Genomic DNA, 21290 nt, shown 5'->3' with positions numbered 1-21290 from the left:
GAACGGTTAAGCACCGCCGCCCGGAGCAGCCGGGATGGGTAGTTCTGCGCATGCGCACGCATCCGTCCGGCCAGCAAGCTCTCCGCCATGCACGAGATCGCAGTGGTTCTCGCCGGTGCCGCGCTCGCCGCGACCGGGATGTCCTGCACAGCCGTCGCCGCACCCGCGCCGTTCTTCGAGTACGACGCCGCGCCGGGAGCGCACCCCGTGAGCGGCCGTTCGGGCAGCTACGCCCAGGACCGCCTCGCTGACATGTCCGGCAACGCCGGCACCGTCAAGATCTTCACCGATGGCTGGCGCGACGAGTGGACCGTGGTCCTCAAGGCCCCGGCTGGACAGCAGCTGGTACCGGGTACCTATCGGAACGCGAAGCGGTACGAGGAGGGCCACGGACCAACGCCGGGGCTGGAGGTCGTCCACAGCGGCATCGGCTGCGAGGACGTCTTCGGCAGCTTCACCATCGACCGGTACGAGCACGGCGAGGGTGCCGCGGTCACCGCGTTCGACGGCTCGCTCGAACACCGCTGCGGTGCTCCGGACGCCCCTCCGCTGAAGGTCCGGGTGAGCTACCGGGCGCCCACCGGGTGAACACCGGGCCGAGCCGGGTGATCAGCACGGCCAGCCCCAGCCAGCCCGCGCCGACGCCGATCAGGAACCCGGCCTTCCAGCGGCAGGAGCCCGTGCATTTCACTCCATGCCTCGAAGAGACTCCCCGTTTCCGAATCGCGCCGGTTTGCGCCTGCTTGTCGGCACGGTCGGAGACTTTCAGAAGGGGGCAGGTGTTTGGCTCGCGCATCCCAATAAGGTCGGCCAGTCCAGTCTTGCGTTCTGCTTCGCGGGGTCGCTTCGGGAATCCGGGCTCACTTCGTCCGGCGAAGTGAGAACCGAGCAGACGCCGAACGCGTGCGGGTCCCCACCCCCTTCCGAGGAGTCCGGGACGTTCACATGCGGCACCGACGGGTAGCCCTGCGCCATGACGGACAGCTATCGCGACGGCGAGGACATCGACCTGCACGGCTACGCCGCCAGCGCGGCCGTCTTCACGGGGCTGACGGCGGCGGTGGTCCTCGCGGCCCGGCGCGGTGGACGGAGGTTGCCGGAGCGGATCCGCTGGGACGACCTGGCACTGCTCGGGTCGGCGACGCACAAGGCGTCGCGGATGCTCTCCAAGGAGCGGGTGACCAGTTTCCTGCGAGCGCCCTTCACGCGGTACCAAGGTCCGGCAGGGTCGGCGGAGGTGGCAGAGCAGCCGCGCGGCAGGGGTTGGCGCAGGACGGTGGGGGAGCTGCTGACGTGTCCGTTCTGCGTCGGCACGTGGACGGCGGGGGGCTTCGTCGCCGGGCTCGTCCTGGCACCGAGGCCCACGAGGGTCGCGGCGTCGGTTCTGACGGTTCTGACGGTGTCGGACTGGTTGCAGCTGCTGTGGACGATCACCGACGAGAAGGCCCGCGAACAGTAGAACGGGGCCGGTCCGACGTGGACCAGCCCCGGAAGCCGCCGGTGCTCATCCCGCGCCGCGACAACCCGCCTTGACCGCGCCGAGGAACCTGTTCCACGCGGCGGGGCCGAAGGTGAGGGCGGGGCCGTCCGGGTTCTTGGAGTCCCGGATCAGCACCCTGGTGCGCGCGAAGCCGATCTCCACGCACTCGTTGCCGCTGCCGTTGCTACGGCTGCTCTTGCGCCATAACACTCCCGAGGAATCCGGGACGCGCATGTGGGGGCTCCCTCATGAGGATCGAAGTCCGCCCGCGATCTCGGTGATCTTCTGGATCGACCGGTCGGAGTCGAGCGCGGCCTCCTGTAGGCCGGAGAAACTGAGCTTATACCGGTCCACCGAGGCCTGTTCCTCCAGGTAGAAGCCGTAAACCAGGTTCTCGACGTACACCGTGTCCTGGTAGTGGTCCTGGTCGAAGGACAGCACCGTGAACGGCGATCCGATGGCCGGGACGGCGCCCGCCGAGAACGGGAGCACCTGGATCAGCACGGTCTCCAGCTCCGCGAGCTCCAGCAGCCGCTCCAGCTGCCCGAGCATCACCTCGGCGCCACCGACGACCTGGCGCAGCGCCGCCTCGCCGATCACCGCCTCGAAGCGCAGCGGGTTCTCGCCCCGGATGCGGCCCTGCCGCGCGGTGCGGACCTCGGCGCGCCGCTTGGCGACCTCCTCGCTGACCTTCGGCAGATCGGCGAGCGCGAGCGCCTCGGCGTAGCCGTGGGTCTGCAACAGCCCGGGGATCAGGTCCGTCTTGAAGGTCGACAGCCTCGCGGCCTCGGCCTCCTGCTCGACGAAGTCGTAGGCGACCTGCACCAGCGCCTCGGTGCCGTAGTCCTCCCACCACTGCCGCTCCTGCGCGGCCACGGCGTCCTGGAACAGCTGGTCGCGCTCGGGGTCGGAGACGCCGTAGATCAGCGCCAGCGCGATCACGTCGACGGGGGAGATCGGCTGCGCGGCGTTCTCGATCTTGCTGAGCTTCGCGGGCGACCAGCGCAGCTGCGGGGCGATGTCCTGCCCCTTCTTGCCCGCGGCGTCGCGCCACTGCCGCAGCTGGCGGGCCACCCGCCGCAGCCGCACGCTCGCCCGGAAAGCCTCAGCCACGCCCAGCACCCCATCCCCGTGATCGTTCGCGAGCAGCCTACGGGGAAACCGTTGTCCTCTCCGATCACCTGACCAGGCGGGGCGGGGCGTTTCCGATCTGGGGGACGTTATGGTCTGCGCCATGTCCGAGAAGCAGGCCGTGGCGAAGCACAGCGGAGTCGCCGAGATCGACCAGGCCGAGTTCGACGAGGTGGACAGCCCGTTCGACCTCGCCGTGCTGGTGCGCGTGGAACTCACCCACGAGTTCGACGACACCCTCGACGTCGCGGCCGTCGCCGACCACTTCACCGAGCGCGGCTGGGCCGCGGGCCCCGACGAGGTCCGCGCCGCGCTGGCCCGCCTCGCCGACTCCGAGCTGCTGGAGTGGCTGGTCCTGCCCGCCGACCTCTGAGCAGGTCGACCTGCTTGGGTGCTCGACGCTGTGCCACGCCGTTGGCAACATCGTCGGGTGGAGTCGATGACGGGCGACGACCGGACCGTGCCGTTCAGGGCGGCGCTGCACCTGGACGCCTTCGCCTTCGGGGGTGACTACAACCCGGAGCAGTGGCCGGAAGCGGTGTGGGACTCCGACATGGAGCTCATGCGCCGCGCGGGCATCACCCTGGCCACGGTCGGCGTCTTCGGCTGGGCGCAGGTCCAACCCGCTCCGGGGGAGTTCGACTTCGGCTGGTGCGATCGCGCGTTGGACAAGCTCGCCGGCAACGGCGTCGGTGTCTGCCTGGCCACGATGACCGCCTCGCCGCCGCCGTGGCTGGCCCGCCTGCACCCGGAGACGTTGCCCGTCACCGCCGACGGCACCCGGTTGTGGCCGGGAGGACGCCAGCACTACTGCCCGTCCAGCCCGGTCTACCGCGAGCACGCCGTCGCGCTCGTCGAGCGGATCGCCCAGCGCTACGCGGAACACCCGGCGTTGCGTCTCTGGCACATCGGCAACGAGTACGGCTGCCATGTCTCCACCTGCTACTGCGACGTCTCCGCCGAGGCGTTCCGGCAGTGGCTGGCCCGCCGCTACGGCGACATCGGCGGGCTCAACGAGGCGTGGTCGACGGCGTTCTGGTCGCAGCGCTACTCCGGCTTCGACGAGGTCCTGCCGCCGCGCACCGTTCCCGCGATCCCCAATCCCGCGCAGAACCTGGACTTCCAGCGCTTCTCCTCCGACGCGATGCTGGAGTGCTTCCTGCTGGAGAAGGACGTGCTGCGCGCGCACACGCCGAGCGTGCCGGTCACCACGAACCTGCTCGGGCTGGCCAAGTCCGTCGACTTCTTCGAGTGGGCGCGGCACCAGGACGTCATCTCCCACGACTCCTACCCCGACCCGCACCGCGCCGACACCCACGTCGAGGTCGCCTTCAACTACGACCTGATGCGCTCGCTCGGTGATGGCCGTCCGTGGCTGCTGATGGAGCAGGCGCCGAGCGCGGTGAACTGGCGGGATCGCAACGCTCCCAAGGCTCCTGGGCAGATGCGGCTGTGGAGCTACCAGGCGGTGGCTCGTGGTTCGGACGCGGTGCTGTACTTCCAGTTCCGGCAGTCGCGGGGCGGCGCCGAGCGCTTCCACTCCGCCGTCGTGCCGCACGCGGGCCCGGAGACCCGGATCTTCCGCGAGGTCGCCGACCTGGGTGCTGAGCTGGCCGAGCTGCCCGAAGTCCTCGGCTCGCGGGTGGAGGCCGAGGCCGCGCTGCTGATGGACTGGTCCAGCTGGTGGGCGCTGGAGGCCGACTCCCATCCGGCGACCGACCTCAGCCAGGTCGACGCCAACCTCGCGCACTACCGCCCGCTGTGGGAGTCGCGGATCACCACCGACATCGTGCACCCCGCCGCCGACCTCAGCCGCTACCGGCTCGTGGTCGTGCCCAACCTGTACCTGGTCGACGCCGAGGTCGCGGCCAACCTCATCGAGTACGTGCGCGCCGGCGGCCACCTGGTGATGTCGTTCTTCTCCGGCATCGTCGACGGCAACGACCGCGTGCACCTCGGCGGCTACCCGGCGCCGTTCCGCGAGCTGCTCGGCGTGCACGTGGAGGAGTTCTGGCCGCTGCCCCCGCACGGCGCCGTCGGCCTCGCCCTCGCCGACGGCCACCACGGCACCGGAACGCTGTGGTCGGAGTGGATCAACCTGGAGGGTGCTGAGGCCCTTGCCACCTTCGCGGGCGGCGAGCTGTCCGGCCGTCCCGCGATCACCCGCCGCTCCTACGGCGCGGGCGTCGCCTACTACCTCGGCACGAAGCCCGACGCCACCACCATGGGCACCCTGCTCCGCCGAGCCGCCGCGGCCGCGGGTGCCGCCCCCGTCCTGCCAGGCGCTCCCGCCGGCGTCGAGGTCACCGTGCGCAGGACCGAGAACGGCACCCGTTTCCTCTTCCTGCTCAACCACAACGTCTTCGCCGCTCCCGTGCCCCTCCCGCCCGGCGCCACCGACGCGCTCACCGGCCACCATCTCGGCGAGCACGTCACCATCGACCCCCGAGGCGTCCTCATCGCCCGCCTCCCCCACCCGCCCGCTTAACGCATCCACTGCGGACCCTCGTGCAGGCTGAGCGGAGTTCCACCCGCCCACCGCCTCCGCCTGGCATTCCCGCGCCTCCGCCCACGCTCCTTGAAAGCGGGGGATCCTCGGAGCGTACGAAAGCCACCCCCGCCCGCCGAAGTACCTCAATGACTCATTCAGTGCGCTCAAGTAGCTGAATGAGTCATTGAGGGAGTTGAGGTACCTGAATGAGTCATTCAGGGCTTACGGGCGCGGAACTCCTCGGCGGTGATGCCGAAGAGGGCGGCGTCGTGGTGCGTGCCGCCGGCGAACACCTGGCGACGCATCCGCCCTTCCTCGGTGAATCCGAGTTTTCGGTGCAGCGCAAGGGAACCGTCGTTGAACGAGTGCACGCTGACACCGCACTTCTGGTACCTGCGCTCGTCGAACATGTGGCGAAGTCCGCCCAGCCCTGCGGCTCGACGGCGCGCAATCGCACGAGTTCTCCGCGCCACAACGAGGTCATGCCCTGCCGAAGCACGTCAGAACGTCTGTGCGACAACGGTTTTTCGCAACCTCGAGATGATCCACGCCGAGGAGAGCGCGAACACCAGCAGGTACACGTTGCTGGTGACGGCTTCGAGCCACGGCCACGAGCGCAGCGCGAACAGCCCGATCTCCGGCTGGGTCTTCCCGCCGACCGGGGGGAAGCTGACGATCCACGCGAAGGTCACCGCGTAGACGCCGCCGACCACCCACCACCCGGGCCGCCCCGCCGTGCGTGCCACGTGCACCAGGTAGACCAGCAGCGGGACGAACCACACCCAGTGGTGCTCCCAGGAGAACGGCGACACAGCGGTCCCGGTCATGCCGACCACGGTGACCGCGATGAGGTCCTCGCCGCGCCGGTGCGCCCACGCGGCCAGGCCCATTCCCAGCACGCCGACGACGAGCGCGAGCACCAGCCACGTGGTCGAGGTGGCGTTGCCGTCCCCGGTGAGCCGCGCGAGCATGCCGCTGATCGACTGGTTGCTGTACGAAGCGGTGTTGCCGATCCGGTTGGAGGACAAGAAGACCCCACCCCAGTACCGCGCCGAATCGTGCGACAGCACCAGGAATCCGAGCCCGATCGTGCCCGCGAACGTGACCACCGCCGTCGCGGCCGCACGCCATCGCCCGGTGAGCACGAGGTGGCCGACGAAGATCAACGGCGTGAGCTTGATCCCGGCGGCGACACCGATCAGCACGCCCTGCCAGCGCGAGTCGCGCAACCGGCCGAAGTCCAGCAGCACCAGCATCATCAGCACCAGGTTGACCTGGCCGAGCGCCGTGGTCAGCCACACCGGGTCCAGCCACAGCGCCGCCCCGGCCATCAGCACCGAGGTCAGCACGAGCGCGCGGTCCCGCCGGTAGCCCAGCGTCCGCCAGGACAGCATCACGGCGGGGATCACCAGCAGGAAGTGCGCCGGGGTGACCACCGCGGCCAACGGGATGACCGGAACGACGCCGAACGGCACGAACACCAGCGCGGCGAACGGGGTGTAGGTCCACTCCATCTGGAAGGTGATCGGCCCCTCGTACAACGGGCGCCCGGCGAGCACGGTCTCGCCGGCCGCCCGGTACACGTTCAGGTCCACGCCGACCGGGGCGGCCTTGGGCCAGATCAGGAACGTCAGCGCGTGCAGCAGCACCGCCGCCCCGAAAGCGCTCCACGCGATCCGGGGCGTGATCCACGCGCTCAGCGCGCGCTCCTGCTGAAGGCCGGTGCCGGTACTCACCGGCGCAGTATCCCAGCGCCCGCGTTCACCCGGACGGCGGAGGCAGCTCGGCCGTGATCTCCAGCAGCCAGTGCGCGATCTCGGCGGTGTCGTCGAATGTCGTGACGTCCGGCGCGCCCGGGGACCACGAGCCGTCCGCCGCCTGCACAGCGAGCAGGTGTTCCGCGATGTCGGTCGCGAGTTCCACATAGCACCGAGTCCCGGTCGCTCGCGCCAGCAGAGCGGCGCCCCACGCCACCTTGTGGCTGAGCTGGCAGGACCGCAGGTTGTCCCCGCACCGCAGCGCGTAGTCCGCGAAACCTTCCGCCGTGGCGAGGACGTCCGCCGAGCCGGTCGCGTCGTGCAGCTTCGCCAGGAACCCGATCGGATACCCGATCATGAAGTACGGCTGATCCGGCGCTCCGGTACTCAGTACTTCAAGGGGCCCAGTACCGTTCGCGCGCAGCAGGAACTCCCGCCCGCGCTCGGGCCCCGCCGCCAGGAACCGCGACAACCACAGCCCGGCCGCGCGTGCGGTGCCGAGATCGCCGAGCTGGAGCGCGACGAGCCCCAGGTGCGCCGTGCTGAGCACGTCCGGCTCGGTGGCGGCCGAACCGTTCGACCGGAAACCGCCGTCGGGCGCGCGGTAGCCGAGCAGGTGCTCGTAGCTCCCGCGCGCCACCCCGAAGCGCCCGAGCCGCTGCGCCGCGAGGGCGATCCAGCCGTTGGGGTACGACCAGAACTCGTCGAAGATCGCGTTGCGGCTCTTCACGCCCTCCGCCGTGGCGAAGTCACCGTCGGCGGTGCCGAACCGCGCCACGACCTCCTCCAGCGCGGCGCGCGCCTCCCTGGGGTGCCCGGCGAGACCGAGTACCGCGGGGGACTTGTAGTGGCACGCGAGGTCGTCCGGTCGCTGCCGCTCCAGCAACCAGGCGACGGCCCGGTGTGCGGCGTCCTCGTAGCGGCGGGTCATCATGATCGCCATGGTGGACGCTTTCGCAGACCTGTCAACGCCTCTGGTGGCGGACGCGTGCCTTCGGGCAGGTGTCCCGCTGAGGTCCGCCCCTTCGGGCATCCGTGCAGTGGACACCGGGTACCGCTTGGCGGGCCGAGCGCTGCCGGTGCGCCACTACGGCAGCGTCGACGTCTTCCTGGAAGCCTTCGGCTGCGCCGAGCAGGGCGACGTGCTCGTGATCGACAACGGTGGGCGCGAGGACGAGGCGTGCGTCGGCGACCTCGCTGTCCTCGAAGCCGAGGCGGCGGGTGTGTCCGGCCTCGCCGTGTGGGGGCTGCACCGCGACACCCCGGAGCTCGTCGAGATCGGCCTCCCGGTGTTCAGCTACGGCTCCTACCCGCCCGGTCCGGTGCGCCTGGACGAGCAGGAGCCGCACGCGCTGACCACCGCGCGCTTCGGGCCGCACCTGATCTCCAAGGCCGACTACGTCTTCGGCGACGAGGACGGCGTGCTCTTCGTCCCCGCCGAGCGCGTCGACGAGGTCCTCACCGTCGCCGCGCGCATCCGGGCGACCGAACGCGAGCAGGCCGACGGCATCCGCGCGGGCCGGACCCTGCGCCAGCAGACCCGCTTCGAGGACTACCTGGCCCAGCGCGCCCGCGACCCCCACTACACCTTCCGCAAGCACCTCCGCACCGTCGGCGGCGCCATCGAGGAATGACCGCTCAGCCCGACCACTCCTCGGCGAGGGTGAGGAGGAACTCGATGCTCGCCTCCCGGCTCAGCGCCGCGGCCCACAACTGGTCGAAGTCCGCCCTGTTCTCCTTCACGTAGGACTCGGCATCCTCGTAGACGCCGTTGTTGAGCGGTTCCAGGTGGACGTAGTCCCCGACGCCACCGGGAAAGCACACGACGGAATAGCCCAGCGGGAGATCGGCGCGCTCGCGATCCCTGGTGAGGATGCGCACGGTGACGTTCGGGTGGGTCCGCATCCGCGTGAAAATGTGCAGGACCTGCTCGACGGCGATCTCCGCGCCGTAGACCTGGTGCACGCGGCGCAGGGCGTTCTCGTGCAGAACGGCCTCGTACTTCGGCGGGTTCTCCCGGTCGAACAACGACTGCCTACCGAGCCTGGCGGCGGTGAACTCCTCGACATCCTCGGGCTTGTTCTCCTCGGCGAACAGCTCGCGCATGTAGCCCCACGCCTGGAGCAGTCCCGGAATGCTGTTGTCCTGCCACTGGTGGATCGCCTCGGCCCAGATCTCCTGCGAGACGAAGTACTGGAAGTAGGGCGCGACGCCTGCGTGCCCACCCGGCCAGTCGCGCATCGTCGCAGGGGTCTGGCACAGCCGGTCCATCGCCGCCGCCGTTCGGGGATCGACGAGGAAGAACGCCTTGAGGCGCTCGACGTGCTCGGGCAGTTTGTCGTTGTCGACCTCGCCGTTCTCCAGGTCGCTCACGAAGTTCTGGCTCATGTTCTTGGGGAACGCCCTGCGTCCGACGGCCCGCTGGACCAGGTCGCGCTCCTTGCGCAACGCCTTCAGGATCTGGCCGAGCGCGGCGAGGTTCCTCTCGCGCTGAGTAGCTCTGTTCACGTACCTCACGGATCGCTTTCACGGATGGTTCGCCGCCGCCACCCACCCGCGGGGGCCGACGGGTGCTCCGTCGGCCCCCGGTCCTCATCGGGAGAACTCGCCCCTGCCCACGGCGGCGACGAACGCGGTCCACTCGTCGTCGGTGAAGCTCAGGACCGGGCCGTCGGGTCGCTTCGTGTCGCGCACCCCGACCCAGCCCGCGTGTTCCAGGTTCACGGCGACGCAGTCACCGCCCTTGCCGGAGCAGTCGGCGGGAGTTCGCCATCCCGATTCCGGGAAGGCGGCCTCCTCGACTGCGGTTTTTCCGATTGCGTTCATCGCTGGACCCCCGAATCCATCCCTGTGTTCGGATGTCCGCTGTCTGGACACCCGTGTTAATCCTTGGATAGGCTCTTCGAGGGCGCAATGCGCTCGGGGAAGTACTGCGGACAACACGGCGGGTTCTCTAGCGAAATGGCCGGAGTTCGTTCGCCGTGCCGTCACCGGGTCGGGGGATTTCGGGGGAGTCGGAGGTGCTGCGGGTGTGACGGCGGCATGGGTGGAATCTTTTTCTTGTTTTGTTTCTCGCGATAGCTGTTTTTTCGTTCGGTCCTTTCGTCTGCAGGGTGGCAGTGTGGCTCGGGGGCGTCGGGACGGGTCCCATGGCTGAACAGCAGTCCCGGCTTTACGGGCAGCAACGCAGGGAGACGGCCTACGCGCTCGCCGCTCGTTTCCTGAAGAGCCGGAGCCCGATCCAGGAACTGGCCGATGAGGTCAATCGCCGTCCCGCCCAGGTGCGTCAGCTGCTGCTGGAGGCGGGAGTGCGCACGAGTGACGCGACCTGTCTGCGCGAGACGGCGGACGAGACCGCCCACGCCGTGGCGAGCGCGTACGACAGAGGACGGTCCATCCGGGAGCTAGCCCACGAGACCGGCATCGACCGGCGCACGCTGCGGCTGCTGCTGGCCCAGGCGGGGGTGGAGCCGGGTGTCGCCCCCGCCGCCACCTACTCCATCGACGTCGCACCACTGGCAGAGGCCTACCTGGCCGGGGAGACGCTGCGCGCCCTCGCGGCGAGTTCGGGCCTGTCCTACCACGTCATCAGGACCATTCTGCTCGACGCCGGGGTGCCGCTGCGCAAGCGCGGCGGCGCGCAGCGGTGACCGCGTTCCTGGCCAGAGCGAGCGGCCGCGGTGAGAGGTGGGAGTCGCCTGGCAGGGGAAGGTCTCGACGGTCGTGCGGCGGAGCTGCCGCCGACCGTGCGGGTCGAGTTCGACCGTGACCTCGACGAGCACCTGGCTGCCCCGTTGAGGTGACAGCGGCACTCGGATGGGGTGACCTGGTGAAATGTCGCCAGGAGTCTGCGGTACAGTCATGTCGGATTTACGCCTCGATGGTGGTTGGAGCTGCCGGTCGGGGAATGGGCCCCTGTTACAGCAGGGGCCCTCTTTTTTTGTTGCGTCGCTATCGTATTCGTCCGCGACCGTCCAGGCCAACTTCTTGTAGTGGCCGCAAGCGTGAAGTGCCAGGTGATGGATGATGCACCAGGCTCGCTCACTCTCGTAAAACAGCGCCCCAGCTGGTCTTTCGCGTCACCGAAACGGCACTTCATGATCATTTAAACCTGGTGCAGGTTTATTTTCCGTTGCCGGTGCCGCAAAGGGCGCTCGCGTGGGCGATCACTCTGGCGAGTGAAAAGTTACTACCAAGAGTGTCGATGGGAGCGCAAAAGGGCACTATGTCACCTCGTCGGGTGAAAGAGTGTTCTGGTGGGTGGCAAGCTGTCCCGGTCGCAGGGGTGTGGCTAGACCGTCTCGATCATGCCGTCGTAGAAGCCGTCGAGCAGGTCCGCGTAGTGCTGCTCGATCACGCGGCGGCGCATCTTCATGCTCGGCGTCAGCTCACCGCGCTCCACGGTGAAGTCGTCACCGAGGATGGCGAAGGCCTTGATGGTCTCGTGCCTGGCGAGCGTGGCGTTGACGGCGTCGACGCCCTCCTGGACGGCGGCGCGCAGCTCGGGGTTGGGCGTCAGCTCGGCCATGTCGGCGGAGAGCCCGCGCGCGCCCGCCCACTTCGCGACGAGGTCGGGGTCCAGCGTCACCAGTGCCACGCAGAAGTTCCTGCGGTCGCCGTGCACGAGCGCGTTGGCCACGTACGGGCACGCGGTCTTGATCTTGCCCTCGATCGCCTGCGGCGCGACGTACTTGCCGCCGGAGGTCTTGATCAGCTCCTTCTTCCGGTCGGTGATCCGCAGCCGCCCGCGCTCGTCGAACTCGCCGATGTCGCCGGTGCGCAGCCAGCCGTCCTCCAGCGCGGCGGCGGTGGCCTCCGGCAGCCCGCGATAACCGCGCATGACGCCCCTTCCCTTGATCAGCACCTCGCCGTCGTCGGCGATGCGGACCTCGGTGCCGGGCAGCGGCCTGCCGATGACGCCGAAGCGCAGCTCCTCCGGCCGCGCCAGGAACGAGGCGGCGGAGGTCTCGGTGAGGCCGTACCCCTCGCGGATCTGCAGCCCGGCCGCGTCGAAGAACTCGCCGATCTCCGGCGACAGCGGCGCGGAGCCGGAGACGAAGTAGCGCACCCGCCCGCCGAAGCGCGCCCGCAGCTTGGTGAAGACGAGCTTGTCGGCGATCGCGAAGCGCACGCGCAGCCACAGCGGGGAAGACCGGCCCGCGCGGCGGTTGGCGGCGTGGCGCAGGCCGACACCGCGTGCCCAGCGGAACAGCTTGAGCTTCACACCGCCCTCGGCGCGCACGGTGGCCAGGACGGTGTTGTAGATCTTCTCGAAGACGCGCGGGGCGGCACCGAGCACGGTGGGACGCAGTTCCGCCATGTTCGCCGCGATCCGGTCCACGACGCCGTCCACCGCGGTCGGGGTGCCGCCGTTGATCACCGCGATCTCGATGGCCTTGCCGAAGACGTGCGACATGGGCAGCCACAGCAGGTGCAGGTCGTCCGGGCGCATCAGGTCGAGCGGGTCGACGGCCTCGGCGATGTAGAGCCAGTTGTCGTGGGTCAGCTCCACGCCCTTGGGCCTGCCCGTGGTGCCGGAGGTGTAGATCAGCGTCGCCAGCTGGTCGGGGGTGATCGCCGCGACCGCCCGCTCGTAGGCGTCGGGCTCGGACGACCGGCCGAGCGCGATGACGTCGTCGAGGGAGAGGACCCAGTCGTCGTCGGCCGCGACCGCGCCTTCGATGAGGATCACCTTGGCGACACCAGGAACTTGGTCCCGAACGGAACGCAGTTTCGCGACCTGGTCCTGGTCCTCGGCGAAGACCACGGCGCTGCCGGAGTCGGCGAGCACGAACGCGCACTCGTCCGCGGTGTTGGTCGGGTAGATCGTCGTGGTGGCGGCGCCGGTCGCGAGCACGCCGAGGTCGGCGAGCAGCCACTCCACCCTGGTGCCGGACAGGATCGCCGCCGTGCGGCCCGCGCCGACGCCGAGCGCGAGCAGCCCGAGCGCGATCTCGCGCACCTTGGCACCGGTCTCGGCCCACGTCAGCGACTCCCAGCCGGAGCGAGCTCGGTAGCGGAAGGCCTCGGTGTCGGGTGTCCTGGCGATCCTGGCGCGCAGGAGGCCGGGGATCGAGGTGATCCCGGGTTCGCTGATGATCCCCGCCATCGCAACCTCCTCGATCAGGCCCGCACCGGGCTCAGCAAGGACCTAACCCCCCGCGGGCCGCGCAGTCGAGACGTCGACCGGGTGCGAGCTCGTTTCGGACACTGATCGTGGCCGGTCCGTCACCGAGGAGAACCGGGTGCACAAATGTATTGGGGTAATGCCCAGAGGTCGGTACTTCTGTGCACATTGCAGCGCTTTGAGACAGTTAATAACCGGTTGACGGTCGAATGATGGAGTCAGATGCTTTCCTCGGTGGAAGTGAGGTACATCACGTACCTCGCCACATGAGGGGATAGAAGCCATGACGCTCATCTCGGAGCCTCCCGCCTCAGTCCAGCCGCTCGGCCTGACCCTGGGCCCCGCCCCCGGCCCCGCCGAGCTCGTCGTCGGTGACACCGTCGGCGCGATCTCGATGCGCGCCGGGCTCGGCGCCGAGACCAACGCGATGCTCTCCCTCCACCTGCTCACCGGCCCGGTCCTCGGCATCCCCGGACACCCCGAGCGCTGGGTGTTCCTCACCGGCCCGGTCACCCCGGTCCGCGTGGACACGGTGCTGGACCTGGTCCGCATCGACGTCCACCTGCTCGCTCCCGGCACCCGGCTGGCGCTGCCGCCGCTGGCCGCGGGCGAACCGGGCTCGCGCTGGGTGGTCCGCCCGCGCCCCGGCCACGACCTCCCGCCGTGGCAGGCCGTCGTCTCCGCGGCGCGCTCGACGTCCTCGATGTGCCGCAACTGGTCGAATTCCTAAGAAAAGGTCAAACCCTAAGCCGCCCTCAAGCCTGGGCTACGAATTCCGGTACGTGTTTGGGTTCCTCGCGAGTAACGGATTATGTTCCCGCGAACAGCCCGGCCGTGAATCCGACCACGGTGGCTCTCGGTGATCGAAGGGTTTCCCATGGTGCTCGCCGCAACGCCCGCGACCTCCCCGGCCGGGGTCGCCGCGCTGCCCGCCGAGCTGCGCCGGGCCCTGGCGCAGCTGGCCAGGACGCCCAGGCTGCTCGTGGCCTGCGACTACGACGGGACGCTGTCGCCGATCGTCGCCGACCCCGAGCAGGCCCGCCCGCTGCCGGAGTCGGTGAACGCGCTGCGCTCACTGGCCGCGCTGTCCTCGACGACGGTCGCGGTCATTTCCGGCCGTGCGCTGCGAGACCTCGCCACGCTGTCCCGGCTGCCCGCCGAGGTGCACCTGGTCGGCAGCCACGGTTCCGAGTTCGATGTGGGCTTCGTGCACGCGCTCGAAGGCGACACCCGCCAGCTCCTCGCCCGCGTGCGCGCTGAGCTGGAGCAGCTGGCCGCCGGGCTCGAAGGCATCTACCTGGAACACAAGCCCGCAAGCGTCGCGGTGCACGTGCGCCGCGCCGAGCCCGAGGTGGGCGAGCGCCTGCTGGAGGCGGTGCGCGGCGGCCCGTGCACCTGGGACGGCGTGCAGGTGACCGAGGGCAAGGCCGTTGTCGAGCTGGCCGTGGTGCGCACCGACAAGGGCGACGCCCTCAACGTGCTGCGCCGCCAGGTCGGCGCGACCGCCGCGGTCTTCCTCGGCGACGACGTGACCGACGAGAAGGCCTTCGCCACGCTGGCCGGTCCCGACCTGGGCATCAAGGTCGGCGAGGGCGAGACCGTCGCGTCGTTCCGCGTCACCGAGACCGCCGACGTCGCCGCCGTGCTGGCCTTCCTCGTCGAGGTGCGCCGCACGTGGCTGCACGGTGAGCAGGCGGTGCCGATCGAGCGCATCTCCATGCTGGCCAACGAGCGTTCCGTGGCGCTGCTGACGCCGGACGCGAAGCTCACGTGGTTCTGCCACCCGGAGCCGGACTCCGGCGCGGTGTTCGCCGACCTGCTCGGCGGTCCGACGGCGGGTGTTTTCGGCATCAAGCCGGAGCGCAACGGTCTGCCGCTGGGCCAGCGCTACCTGCCGGGCACCATGACGGTGGAGACCCGCTGGTCGAAGCTGCTGGTCACCGACTACCTGGACCACGCGAGCGCGCCGGGCCGCACCGAGCTGGTCCGCGTGATCTCGGGCAACACCCGCGCGGTGATCGACTTCGCGCCGCGCCCGGAGTTCGGCCAGGTCCCCGTGAGCCTGGTAGCCGAGCCCGACGGACTGCGCGTGTCCGGCATGTCCGACCCGATGGTCCTGCGCGCGCCCGGGGTCGAGTGGACGATCACCTCCGACGGCCAGCACGAGTCCGCGCACGCCGTGGTCGAGGTGGCCCCGGACCGGCCGGTCGTGCTCGAACTCCGTTGTGGCAGCGACGATCTCTCCCCAAGTTCGCGGAGCGAGCCTGAGCGCCGCGCCGCCGCCGGGACCTACTGGTCCGACTGGCTGGCGACGCTGCGGCTGCCGGAGGTCCAACGCGACCTCGTGGCTCGCTCCGCCCTTACGTTGAAGGGCCTGCAGCACGACGAGACCGGCGCCTTCCTGGCCGCCGCGACCACGTCACTGCCCGAGGAGATCGGCGGCGTCCGCAACTGGGACTACCGCTACTGCTGGATCCGCGACGCGGCGCTGTCCGCGCAGGCCTTGGTCTCGCTGGGTTCCACGGACGAGGCCGAGAAGTACTTGAAGTGGCTGCACGGCGTGCTCGCCACGCTGCCGGGCCCGGAGCGGCTGCACCCGCTGTACACGCTGCACGGCACGCACCTCGGGCCGGAGGCGGTCATCGACACGCTCCCCGGCTACGCGGGTTCGCGTCCGGTGCGGGTGGGCAACCTGGCCAACCAGCAGGTCCAGCTCGACGTGTTCGGCCCGGTCGTGGACCTCGTGGCACAGCTGGCCGAAGTGCGCGGCGAGCTCACCGATGACGACTGGCGCATGGTCGAGGCGATGGCCGAGGCCGTCACGCGGCGGTGGGACGAGGCCGACCACGGCATCTGGGAGGAGCGGCACGCGCCGCGGCACCGGGTGTACTCGCGCGTCATGGGCTGGGTGACGCTGGACCGCGCGATCAAGCTCGCCGGTACCTACGGCCGCACCGTCGATCCCGGCTTGGCGGTGCTGCGCGACACGATCTCCCAGGACGTGCTGAAGAACGGCTGGAACGTCGAGGCCCAGTCCTTCACCACCGCCTACGACGGCGTCGACCTGGACGCGGCGACCCTCCACATCGGACTCTCCGGCCTGATCGATCCGCAGGACGAGCGCTTCCAAGCCACCGTCACCGCCACCGAAGCCGAACTCCGCTCCGGCGTCACCGTCTACCGCTACCACCGCGACGACGGCCTCCCCGGAACCGAAGGCGGCTGGCACATCTGCGCGGCCTGGATGATCGAGTCCTACCTGCTCACCGGACGCCGCACCGAAGCAGAAGAACTCTTCCAGCAGATGGTCGACTGCGCAGGCCCCACCGGACTCCTGCCCGAGGAGTACGACCCGATCGCCGAACGCTCCCTGGGCAACCACCCCCAGGCCTACTCGCACATCGGACTCATCCGCTGCGCACAACTTCTCTCGAACTAGACAGGCGGGATCAGGCCGGGCAGTGCCCCAACGCCGGAGCATGTGCGACATGCGCGCGTGACGGCGACGGTCGCCCCGGTCTCTCCGTTGAGACGCAGTACCTCACGGGCCGCGTGCTGTGCTCCGGCGCAGTCATGGCACACCGTGGTGCTCTCGCCGACCGCGACGCTTTCGGGCTCGGTCATCGCTCGACCCCGCAGTCGATGTCGTAGAGCTTGAGCGGCTCGCGCGCGTCCAGGCCGACGTACGCGGTGAACTGCTGCGCGGGGCCGCTCCAGCGCGTGGTGACCGTTGCCCAGCCGACGCCGGCGGACTGCGCCGTGGTGACCGCGCCGATGCCGATTCCGGCCGGTTTGTTTTGCGCACACAGCAACAAGTCGTAGTCAGGAGTCGCGGCGGCCTTCTTCTTCAGCTCCGCCGTCACGTGGTGTTCGCGGTCGTGCTGGCTCGGGCCGTGCTTGCCGTAGAACTCGGTCAGGAAGCTCCGTACCTGGTCAGCGCTGTACTGCGGCGGTTGGGCGGTGGCCGTTCCCGCACAGAGGAGGAGTCCGAGCACGCACCCGGCGGCGGTGACCGCGGGGCGCGACGTGATCAGCATGCGGTCGAGGCTGTCGACAGCTGCCGACCTTGGCAAGAAAAGCCACTCGACACAGTGACTCCCTGCCACAGCGTTGAGGACAGGAGTTGTCCGCGAGGGGTGCCAGACTGCGGTCATGTTGCAGACATCGGCCCGCCTGCTCCGCCTGCTGTCGCTGTTGCAGATCCGCCGCGAATGGTCCGGCTCCGACCTCGCGGATCGCCTGGAGGTCGACGTCCGGACCGTGCGCCGCGACGTCGACAAACTGCGCAACCTCGGTTACCCGGTCAACGCGACGACTGGGTCCGCAGGTGGCTACCGGCTCGGCGCGGGTGCCGCGCTGCCACCGTTGTTGCTCGACGACGACGAAGCCGTCGCGGTCGCCGTGAGCCTCCGCACCGCCACCAGTGGACCGATTGCCGGGATCGAGGACACGTCGCTGCGCGCGCTGACCAAGCTCGAACAGGTCCTGCCGTCGCGACTACGCCGCCGTGTGAACGCGTTGCAGTCCTACACCGTGCCGATTCCGCTGCGGCCAGGGCCGACGGTGGATGCCGCCGTGCTCACCACGATCGCGAGCGCGTGCCGCGACAGCGAGCGTCTCCGTTTCGACTACGCCGACCACAACGGTGTCGAAAGCCTGCGCGTGGTGGAACCGCACAGCATGGCCAATTGGGGTCGTCGGTGGTATCTCGTCGCGTGGGACGTCGACCGTGCTGACTGGCGCACGTTCCGCGTGGACCGCGTTTCGCCGCGCACGCCCACTGGCCCTCGTTTCACGCCGCGCGAGCTGCCTAACGGCGTGGACGTCGCGACCTTCGTGTCGTCGCGCATCACCGCAGCGCCGTGGCGGTCCCGCGCACGCATCTTGATGCACGCATCCGCTGAAGCACTGTCAGACCGTTTCGGCGGTTACGGCCGCTTGGAGCCGGTTGACGAGAACACCTGTGTTTTCGAGACCGGAGCCGATTCCTTCGAGTCCTTGGCTCTGTACCTGGGAATGACGGGCGTGGACTTCGAGGTGCAGGAGCCGCCGGAGCTCGTCGAGCACATCCGCGAACTCAGCCGCCGCTACGCGCGCGCGTCAGGTTCCGAGTAGCGCGGGCAGCAACGCGCGACACCGCTCCGGGCTGTCTGTGTGCATCAAGGCGCTCAGCAGCGCGATGCGCGTCTGGCTCGCACGGAGGTGCCCAGCGAGGATCGCGCCCGCCGCGAGCAGATCGCCGCCTGATGCGTAGACCGGAGCGACCGGGCCCGCCGCGCATCGTGAGGTCACCGCGACGACCACGCCTGCGAGGGTCGCTTCGCGCACTGCCTCCGCGATCTCCGGCGTGGCGTTGCCCGTGCCCGCACCCACCAGCACGATCCCGCGCGCGCCTGCTGCGATCGACGCTCGCAGCAGCACCGCGTCACCATCGCTGTGGTGCGTCACGATGTCTACGCGAGGCGCTGTGCCACGCGGCGCGGACAGTGGCGCGCTCCGGCGTTGGACGTCGCGTCGCAACAGCAGCTCTCCGCCGAGAATCCGGCCCAGTGGCTCGTGCGAGGGGTCTCCGAACGCGTGCGCGTCCAAGGTGTGCCGCTTCACCGTGCCCCGCGCGGCGTGTACGTGGCCGTTGAAGACCACCAGCACCCCTAGATCGCGTGCTTGCTGCGCGACGATGAACGCGTCCGAGAGGTTGCGTGGAGCGTCGGAGCCCTCGTGCCCCAACGGCAGCTGCGATCCCGTCAGGACCACCGGGCGCGGGTCGTCGTGGTGCAGGTCGAGCAGGAAAGCCGACTCCTCCAGCGTGTCCGTGCCGTGCGTGACCACGACACCGGTGACGTCGGGGTCGGCCAGCGCGACGCGCACCTGCTCCAGGAGGTCGAGCTGGTGCCGGATCGTCAGGCAGGAGCTGTCGATCGTGCACAGGTCGATCACGTCCACCCGCAAGCCCGCCGTTGGCGGCACCGCGCTGATCACCGAGCGCCCTTGGAGGCTCGCGGCCAGCCCGCTCATCGTCGGCTGGCTGGCGATGGTGCCACCCGTCGCGATCACCACGACCCGCTCCATCGGACCTCCCCGAACACTCCGGCGCGACCCCGGACGAACGATCGCGCGAACGTTCGCCTACTGTCCGACACGCACCCCCTCCTCGTCAATCCCCTCCCGCACGCGCACGGAGGGTGGTCCGTCCTGTGCGCGAACGGCTCCTTTGACGCCTTGAGCGCACTGAACGACCCGTTCAGCGCGCTCAACGCACTAAGCGGGTCGTTCAGGGCTTAAGGGGTGGGGCTCTAGTGGCGGGCGAGGAAGTCGGTGATGCGGGTGTTGACGGCCTCGGGCTGTTCGGTCGCGAGCGCGTGGCCCGCGCCGGGGATGACCGCGACCTCCGCGTTGGGGATGAGCGACGCCCGCCCGGCGGCCCGCTGGACGCGCTGGACGGGACTGGTGGCACCGAGCAGCACCAACGTCGGCACGGAGATCCCGGCGAGCTGCTTCTTGCCGAGCTTGCGCGGCGGCATGAGGCGCTTGCGGAAGCGCATGCTGCCCAGCAGTTGCAGTTCGCGCACGGCGGGCGCGGTGCGCGAGGACCACTCCAAGTACTCGCGCCACAGGCTCTCCGCGCCGATCACGCGGTTCCACACCGTGCGCACGGCGAAGATCGGCCGCAGTTCGGCGAGCACGCGCGAGGGCTCGATCAGCGTGACGGAGGCGAGGCGCTCCGGGGTGTGCAGTGCCTGGTTCGCGGTGATCCAGCCGCCGTAGGACGTGCCGACCAGGTGCACGCGCTGCACACCGAGGCCGTCCAGGACGGCGGTCAGCCACTCCGCGGTGTCCGACGCCTTGACCATCGGCGCGGTCGGGGTGCTCGTGCCGGGCTCGCCGAGCACGTCGACGGCGTGCACCACGCGCCCCTCGGCCAGCGCGGCCACGTTGGGGTGCCAGGTCGCGGGCGTGGTGTTGCCGCCGTGCAGCAGCACCACGGGCGTGCCGTCGCCGTCGCCGTGGCTGTAGACGCGGGTGCTGCCGAACCGAGTGTCCACATCGGACTCGACGCGGTCCTGCGGCCACGCGCTCATCGCCTCGCCGAAGCGGGCGAGGAACTCCTCGCGGGACTCCTCGTCCACGAAGCGGCTGAGCACGGCGGTCTTGGTCATGCGGGTCAACTTACCGCCGCTGGGTGATGCGCTGACCGGCCGGTCCCACCGCGAATCGCCACCCCGTCGCGCGCGTGCTCCCCGCGGCGACCCACGAGCGGTGAGCCGACTCGACCTCGTCCCACAGCCGTCGCGCGCCGAGCTGCCGAACTTCTCCGCCGACCGTGTAGGCCCACGACCGCGATGTCGGATCGACGAGCCACAACCCGTCTGCGGTGGGCAATGCGTGACAGTCCGGCACGAGCACGGCCATCGCGATGTTGACGTCGTAGGTGCCGATCACGTCGTCTGTGCGCAGCGAGGTGCGCGTGACGACCGCGCGGTCCTCGGCGTAGATGTCCGCGTCTACATCTACGGGGCTCACGCGTTGCGCACGCAGGTCCATGAAGGACGCGCGCCCAGCGATGCCACCACGCGCCACGCCGTCCGCGTCGACTGACAGTGAAACCAGTGCGCCGGAGAAGAACGCGGTTCCCCAAGGGCTGACGATGCGCCCGCCGGGCATTGTCTGCTCCACCCACGCATAGGGGATGCGTTGCGCGTTGGCGGTCGCGATGACGCGGTCGAACGGAGCGCGCGCTGGGCAGCCATTAAGACCGTCGTCGCACACCACAGTCACCCCGTCGTAGCCCGCGGCGTCGAGTGCGGCGCGAGCGCGACGAGCTAGCACCGGGTCGACTTCGACCGTCGTGACGTTGTGCGCGCCGAGGCGGTGGGCAAGCAGTGCCGCGTTGTACCCGGTACCAGTTCCGATCTCGCAGACCCGCATGCCGGGCTCCACGTCGAGCAGGTCGAGCATCGTCGCCACGACCCCGGGCATGCTCGCGGAGCTCGTCGCCAGCCCGGGGCCGTTCGGCGCGCCGTCGTCGAGCTGTGTCACCACGCAGTCGTCGGCGTAGGCGGCCGTCAGCCACTCCGTCGGATTCTCGGTGCGTGACAAGCGTTTCAGTGGTTCGGAGTACCAGACGGTATCCGGGAGGAACGCGTGCCTGGGCACCGCGAGAAACGCTTCACACCACTGCGCGGAGAGATCGCCGCTGTCGGTCAGCGCCCGCACCAGATCCTCACGCAGCCCCATGTCCTCAGGGTGCCCGAAAGCGCGGTGCGCCAGTCGTGCGGCACGATGGACGACTCGAAGCCGCTCCAG

General features: G+C 69.8%; 22 protein-coding genes. 10 read left to right on the top strand and 12 right to left on the bottom strand.

What is annotated here, in order from left to right; genetic code table 11:
• The first annotated feature begins 87 nt into the window (after positions 1-87).
• Together ABD798_RS35625 and ABD798_RS35620 are read left to right on the top strand one after the other, a co-directional pair.
• Entirely contained in the window at positions 88-588 is a 501-nt protein-coding gene (locus ABD798_RS35625; protein ID WP_344885484.1) for a hypothetical protein, read from the top strand.
• A gap of 385 nt (positions 589-973) precedes the next feature.
• The gene (locus tag ABD798_RS35620; protein ID WP_344885481.1) at positions 974-1459 is read left to right on the top strand and encodes a DUF1360 domain-containing protein; all 486 of its coding nucleotides are present in this window, start codon (positions 974-976) and stop codon (positions 1457-1459) included.
• Between the two features lie 45 nt (positions 1460-1504).
• On the opposite strand, the gene ABD798_RS35615 is transcribed toward ABD798_RS35620, so the two are convergent.
• Both ABD798_RS35615 and ABD798_RS35610 read right to left on the bottom strand, forming a co-directional pair.
• The gene (locus ABD798_RS35615) at positions 1505-1714 is read right to left on the bottom strand and encodes a DUF397 domain-containing protein (protein ID WP_344885478.1); all 210 of its coding nucleotides are present in this window, start codon (positions 1712-1714) and stop codon (positions 1505-1507) included.
• 12 nt (positions 1715-1726) lie between these two features.
• A complete protein-coding gene (locus tag ABD798_RS35610) occupies positions 1727-2593 on the bottom strand; it encodes a helix-turn-helix domain-containing protein (protein ID WP_344885475.1) in 867 nt (288 codons plus the stop codon).
• Positions 2594-2714: 121 nt separating this feature from the next.
• Here ABD798_RS35610 and ABD798_RS35605 point away from each other — a divergent pair, with 121 nt between their 5' ends.
• Together ABD798_RS35605 and ABD798_RS35600 are read left to right on the top strand one after the other, a co-directional pair.
• Positions 2715-2984 carry a hypothetical protein gene (locus tag ABD798_RS35605; protein WP_344885471.1) on the top strand — a complete coding sequence of 90 codons (270 nt, stop codon included), beginning with the start codon at positions 2715-2717 and terminating at the stop codon, positions 2982-2984.
• A gap of 66 nt (positions 2985-3050) precedes the next feature.
• The gene (locus tag ABD798_RS35600) at positions 3051-5099 is read left to right on the top strand and encodes a beta-galactosidase (protein WP_344885468.1); all 2049 of its coding nucleotides are present in this window, start codon (positions 3051-3053) and stop codon (positions 5097-5099) included.
• A 218-nt stretch (positions 5100-5317) separates the two neighbouring features.
• On the opposite strand, the gene ABD798_RS35595 is transcribed toward ABD798_RS35600, so the two are convergent.
• The 3 genes from ABD798_RS35595 to ABD798_RS35585 all read right to left on the bottom strand — a co-directional run bounded on the left by ABD798_RS35595 (position 5318) and on the right by ABD798_RS35585 (position 7802).
• Positions 5318-5512 (bottom strand): GNAT family N-acetyltransferase, encoded by a 195-nt coding sequence (locus tag ABD798_RS35595; RefSeq protein ID WP_344885465.1) that lies wholly within the window; start codon positions 5510-5512, stop codon positions 5318-5320.
• 90 nt (positions 5513-5602) lie between these two features.
• On the bottom strand, positions 5603-6838 hold the full coding sequence (locus ABD798_RS35590) for a glycosyltransferase 87 family protein (RefSeq protein WP_344885461.1): 1236 nt from the start codon (positions 6836-6838) through the stop codon (positions 5603-5605).
• Positions 6839-6863: 25 nt separating this feature from the next.
• Positions 6864-7802 (bottom strand): hypothetical protein, encoded by a 939-nt coding sequence (locus tag ABD798_RS35585; RefSeq protein WP_344885458.1) that lies wholly within the window; start codon positions 7800-7802, stop codon positions 6864-6866.
• Between ABD798_RS35585 and ABD798_RS35580 the strand changes: the two genes are divergently transcribed.
• The gene (locus ABD798_RS35580) at positions 7801-8493 is read left to right on the top strand and encodes an RraA family protein (protein WP_344885455.1); all 693 of its coding nucleotides are present in this window, start codon (positions 7801-7803) and stop codon (positions 8491-8493) included. The two genes, ABD798_RS35585 and ABD798_RS35580, sit on opposite strands and share 2 nt — an antisense overlap.
• A 4-nt stretch (positions 8494-8497) precedes the next feature.
• On the opposite strand, the gene ABD798_RS35575 is transcribed toward ABD798_RS35580, so the two are convergent.
• Both ABD798_RS35575 and ABD798_RS35570 read right to left on the bottom strand, forming a co-directional pair.
• A complete protein-coding gene (locus ABD798_RS35575) occupies positions 8498-9367 on the bottom strand; it encodes a helix-turn-helix domain-containing protein (protein WP_344885452.1) in 870 nt (289 codons plus the stop codon).
• 84 nt (positions 9368-9451) lie between these two features.
• Positions 9452-9685 carry a DUF397 domain-containing protein gene (locus ABD798_RS35570; protein ID WP_344885449.1) on the bottom strand — a complete coding sequence of 78 codons (234 nt, stop codon included), beginning with the start codon at positions 9683-9685 and terminating at the stop codon, positions 9452-9454.
• Between the two features lie 323 nt (positions 9686-10008).
• Here ABD798_RS35570 and ABD798_RS35565 point away from each other — a divergent pair, with 323 nt between their 5' ends.
• Entirely contained in the window at positions 10009-10509 is a 501-nt protein-coding gene (locus ABD798_RS35565) for a helix-turn-helix domain-containing protein (RefSeq protein WP_344885446.1), read from the top strand.
• A gap of 30 nt (positions 10510-10539) precedes the next feature.
• A complete protein-coding gene (locus ABD798_RS35560) occupies positions 10540-10662 on the top strand; it encodes a hypothetical protein (protein WP_344885444.1) in 123 nt (40 codons plus the stop codon).
• A 488-nt stretch (positions 10663-11150) separates the two neighbouring features.
• Here the strand turns inward: ABD798_RS35560 and ABD798_RS35555 are convergent, their stop codons facing one another.
• Positions 11151-12968 (bottom strand): AMP-dependent synthetase/ligase, encoded by a 1818-nt coding sequence (locus ABD798_RS35555; protein ID WP_344885441.1) that lies wholly within the window; start codon positions 12966-12968, stop codon positions 11151-11153.
• A gap of 301 nt (positions 12969-13269) precedes the next feature.
• Here ABD798_RS35555 and ABD798_RS35550 point away from each other — a divergent pair, with 301 nt between their 5' ends.
• Entirely contained in the window at positions 13270-13716 is a 447-nt protein-coding gene (locus tag ABD798_RS35550) for a hypothetical protein (protein WP_344885438.1), read from the top strand.
• 147 nt (positions 13717-13863) lie between these two features.
• The gene (gene otsB / locus ABD798_RS35545; RefSeq protein WP_344885529.1) at positions 13864-16425 is read left to right on the top strand and encodes a trehalose-phosphatase; all 2562 of its coding nucleotides are present in this window, start codon (positions 13864-13866) and stop codon (positions 16423-16425) included.
• Between the two features lie 181 nt (positions 16426-16606).
• Here otsB and ABD798_RS35540 read toward each other — a convergent pair whose 3' ends face one another.
• Positions 16607-17023: a hypothetical protein gene (locus ABD798_RS35540; RefSeq protein WP_344885435.1), complete on the bottom strand. Its 417-nt coding sequence runs from the start codon at positions 17021-17023 to the stop codon at positions 16607-16609.
• Positions 17024-17138: 115 nt separating this feature from the next.
• Here ABD798_RS35540 and ABD798_RS35535 point away from each other — a divergent pair, with 115 nt between their 5' ends.
• Entirely contained in the window at positions 17139-18101 is a 963-nt protein-coding gene (locus ABD798_RS35535; protein ID WP_344885432.1) for a helix-turn-helix transcriptional regulator, read from the top strand.
• On the opposite strand, the gene ABD798_RS35530 is transcribed toward ABD798_RS35535, so the two are convergent.
• The 3 genes from ABD798_RS35530 to ABD798_RS35520 all read right to left on the bottom strand — a co-directional run bounded on the left by ABD798_RS35530 (position 18087) and on the right by ABD798_RS35520 (position 21221).
• Positions 18087-19055 carry an asparaginase gene (locus ABD798_RS35530; protein ID WP_344885429.1) on the bottom strand — a complete coding sequence of 323 codons (969 nt, stop codon included), beginning with the start codon at positions 19053-19055 and terminating at the stop codon, positions 18087-18089. The genes ABD798_RS35535 and ABD798_RS35530 overlap by 15 nt on opposite strands.
• Positions 19056-19279: 224 nt before the next feature.
• A complete protein-coding gene (locus ABD798_RS35525) occupies positions 19280-20143 on the bottom strand; it encodes an alpha/beta fold hydrolase (protein ID WP_344885426.1) in 864 nt (287 codons plus the stop codon).
• Between the two features lie 10 nt (positions 20144-20153).
• On the bottom strand, positions 20154-21221 hold the full coding sequence (locus ABD798_RS35520) for a methyltransferase domain-containing protein (protein WP_344885422.1): 1068 nt from the start codon (positions 21219-21221) through the stop codon (positions 20154-20156).
• Positions 21222-21290 lie beyond the last annotated feature (69 nt).

Origin of the sequence: Allokutzneria multivorans (assembly GCF_039537405.1) — a bacterium.
Lineage (GTDB): Bacteria > Actinomycetota > Actinomycetes > Mycobacteriales > Pseudonocardiaceae > Allokutzneria > Allokutzneria multivorans.
Note: the sequence above shows the minus strand (reverse complement) of the source record. Positions and strands in the feature narration are given on the sequence as shown.